Source organism: Candidatus Aquicultor sp., from assembly GCF_054640775.1.
Map to the genome: position 1 here is coordinate 1 of NZ_JBTSLF010000231.1, position 3,664 is coordinate 3,664.

General features: G+C 38.9%; 2 protein-coding genes and 1 pseudogene. 2 read left to right on the forward strand and 1 reads right to left on the reverse strand.

Annotated features, from left to right (window positions below; genetic code table 11):
- Positions 1-915 (reverse strand): annotated as a pseudogene (locus tag ACYC56_RS13300) (hypothetical protein); the annotation flags it as partial.
- Between the two features lie 151 nt (positions 916-1,066).
- Here ACYC56_RS13300 and istA point away from each other — a divergent pair.
- Positions 1,067-2,509, forward strand: coding sequence for an IS21 family transposase (istA, locus tag ACYC56_RS13305; RefSeq protein ID WP_461374658.1), 1,443 nt, complete (start codon positions 1,067-1,069; stop codon positions 2,507-2,509).
- 65 nt (positions 2,510-2,574) lie between these two features.
- On the forward strand, positions 2,575-3,315 hold the full coding sequence (istB, locus tag ACYC56_RS13310) for an IS21-like element helper ATPase IstB (RefSeq protein ID WP_461374659.1): 741 nt from the start codon (positions 2,575-2,577) through the stop codon (positions 3,313-3,315).
- The last annotated feature ends 349 nt before the right edge of the window (positions 3,316-3,664 follow it).

The window sequence follows — 3,664 nt, forward strand, 5'->3', positions numbered from 1 at the left end:
TCTTATCCTGTTGCCTGTTACATCGTAGGAGTAAACCTGTGCCTGTCCGCCGGTTGTGTAAACTGTAACCGGCAGGTTGTCTGTATCGTAAATAATAAACGCTATGCCTCTTGAGGCATCAGAAAGGACATTGCCATTGTCGTCATAAGTATAAGCAGTGTTAAGCGTACCGCTGAGTGAGGTAAGTCTGCTTGAGTTGGAGTTATAATGATAAACAAGATTATCCTGCGCTGTTCCGCCGCTGCCGTAACGAAGCAAAGAGGTAATGTTGCCTATTTTGTCATAGGTGTAACTTTTACAGTCATAGGCATTGGTTGTTGCCCAGCCGCCCGAGTAATAACCGAAGTCTGCTTTAGTTAAACGGTTTGTTTTATCATAGTCATAACTCCATCCTACCAACGGAGTACTTGAATAATTTACGCCCATATTGTACATCTGCCAGCTTATGTTACCGTTGTACTGTGCGGTTGCGCCTTGTGAAGCGCCAATATTGCTTATTTCGTCATACCCAATAACTTCGCCAAATTTATCCACATAAGCAACACCGGAACCACCGGGTCCATCGTGCCCGGGATCCTGCGACGTGTTTAAATTTTGCTGGTTTATCATTGTCAACCAATCGCGCGAGTTGTATGTATAATCAACTCCCTGAGATGCTGCGAGTTGAAGTCTTTTAACCTTTCCGTTTGCCAGGTATGTATAAAGCCCTTCCTGAGTTGATCCGCTCATATTAGAATTGGGGCTTGTATTAACAGTTTGCAATCTACCAGCTTTATCGTAAGTGTATGAAGTATAATATGGCGAACTGCTGCCATCATAATCGTAATACCCTTTCTGTGTAATGTTTCCCTGCCAGTCGTAGGAATATGTCAGCTTTTTATTATACCAGCCAAGGCTATAATGGTTTACCCACATATTAAGCCAAAGCGTTTGTAGTTTCCGTCCAAAATTGACCAGTTATTCCGCCGAAAATTGACCACTAAAATCTATTAACAGTAATAACTTTCTTCTTCACATTAAGTGAATTATTTAATAACCAAGAAGAAAGGAAATTTAGGTGATCACTATGGAAGATTGGGTTACAATAAAAAACCTGAAAACAAAACAACCGGGCAAAAGTAACAGGGCGATAGCCCGGGAACTGGGGATAAGTCATAATACAGTAAAGACAGCTCTGGAAAAGAATGAAGTTCCAGAGTATCGTCGTCAGGGATCAAGTCAGGCAGAACTTGAGGCGTTCAATGAAGTACTGATTGAAATGCTGACGGTAAAGAAGTTCAAGGGATCAAGAATATTTAACGAGTTAAAGTCAAAGGGATACAAGGGAGGAAGGACATCACTATATCTTTATCTTTCTAGAATAAGACCAACAGAGCAAAAGTTTTTCACTCCATATGAAACAGGACCGGGAGAACAGGCGCAGTTTGACTGGAGCCCATATAGTGTAATGATTGGCGGGAATCTCACCATAATTTATGTTTACTCATATATAAACTCATTCAGCCGATATCAGATATTGGAAGTGTCCTTAAGTCAAAACCAGGGTGCAATCCTGGAAGCTTTGGAGAGTTCCATAATTGAATCTTCTGGTTTGTGCCAAAGACTTCAGACAGATAATGCAAAATCATTTGTAATAAACGCATCCAGGAATAACTTCAAATGGAATCCCCGTTATCTTAACTTCTGTGCTCATTATGGATTTATGCCAACCAGAAGCTTGCCCGGGCATCCCTGGAGTAAAGGGAAAGTAGAAAAACCCTTCAGTTATTTAGAGAACCATTTTATAGCAGGCAATAGTTTTGAAGACTTCTTCGATCTTCAGAGGAAGTTGAAAAATTTTCAGGAAGAAAACAACAGACGCATACACTCGGTTACCAAATCAGCACCAGCAGAGTTATTTGAACAAGAGAAACTATCACTGCTTTCACTTCCGGAGACAAGATATGTGGGAATAAAGGAGGATAACCGGAAAGCTTCAAATGATTGTCTGCTATCATATAATGGTTCCCGGTACTCAGTCCCCTGGATGTTTGCCGGTAAATGGGTATGGATAAAAATATCCAAAGGTTACTATCTGCAAATTTACTCACAGGCAAACAAACTAATCGCTACTCATGAGATTACTACGAAGAAAGCAATAGTAGTTATAAACAAGGACCATTATAAGAGCTTCAAATCATTTAGGGGTAGTTTTGAAAACTTAAAACTGAAGTTCCTTGAGATCTTTCCAGGTCAGGAAATGTTCATAGAGAAAATAAAGGCGCAGAAAAGAATAAATGTTACGAGCCATCTTCACCAGATAATATCATTATCAAAGCTCTACATAAGGGATGACTTCCTGGAGGCTCTGAATAAATGCATGGAGTATAATGTATTTAGTCATTCATTTGTCTCGGGTTATCTGGAAAAGAATCATAAACAATCATTCAAGATAGAGCCGGTAGAGACAAAGACCGAACTGCCAAAGGAAAATGTAAAACGGGATATGTCCCAATACAATATGTTCTAAAATTACATGGGAAGGTCACCGACCTTCCTGTTTTATTAAATACATTAAATGGAGAAATCAGTAATATGACTGAAAACTTAATCGAACAACATCTGAAAGTGCTTTCACTTCACAGGATAAGTGAAACATATAAAGTGGAAGCAGATAATGCAGCAAAAGCAAAACTTGGTTATCAGGATTATTTGCAGCGGTTGCTTGAAATAGAGGTACTAAGTAAAATAGAACGCTCAATAAACAGGAAGATGCAGATAGCTGGCTTTCCCCAGATCAAGAGGCTTGAGGAGTTTGACTTCTCTTACCAGCCAAAGATAAATGAAAAACTCATAAGAGAACTGGCTGGCCTTACTTTTATGGAAGAAGCAAAGAATATCCTTTTTGTTGGGGCCCCAGGAGTCGGAAAAACTCATCTTGCAATAAGCATTGGTGTTAAAGCAGTACAAGCAAGAAAGAGAGTAATGTTTTTTACAGCAGAGCAGTTAACCGTAATGCTTGCAGCAGCAGAAGTATCCGGAAACCTAAACAGGACATTGGATAATCTCTCAAGGGTTGATCTGATCATCATAGATGAACTTGGTTATCTGTCTCTTACCAAACAGACGGCTAAATTATTTTTTCAACTTATCTCAAAGCGCTATGAAACCGGATCTATTATTATTACTACTAACAAACCTTTTGAAGAATGGGGAGAAATCTTTAATGATGATATTGTAGCCTCGGCGATACTCGACAGACTGTTGCATCATTGTTATCCGTTTTTAATAAATGGAAAGAGCTTTAGGTTGAAGAATATATCAAAAAATAACTAACTTGGTGTGGTCAATTTTGGCCGGAATGTTGGTCAGTTTTCACCGGAAACAACACCCGCATGTTGGTTGTCCTTCGTTTTAATCGAACTATTATAGAATTGAGACCGTGTATTACTATTAAATTTTTCAGCCAGTTTATGTTTTAATCGAACTATTATAGAATTGTCCTTCGACAAAGCTCAGGAACCAGATGATAATGAATTTATGCTGAGCTTGCCGAAGCATAATCGAACTATTATAGAATTGAGACTCTAATAAAAGATTCAGATAATTTTTGATATGCGGGTTTTAATCGAACTATTATAGAATTGTCCTTCGACAAAGCTCAGGACCCAGATGATAAAGAATT

Bases quoted from the DNA above. Each gene is read 5' to 3' on its own strand.
- istA (WP_461374658.1), top strand. From the start codon at position 1,067: ATGGAAGATTGGGTTACAATAAAAAACCTGAAAACAAAACAACCGGGC.
- istB (WP_461374659.1), top strand. From the start codon at position 2,575: ATGACTGAAAACTTAATCGAACAACATCTGAAAGTGCTTTCACTTCAC.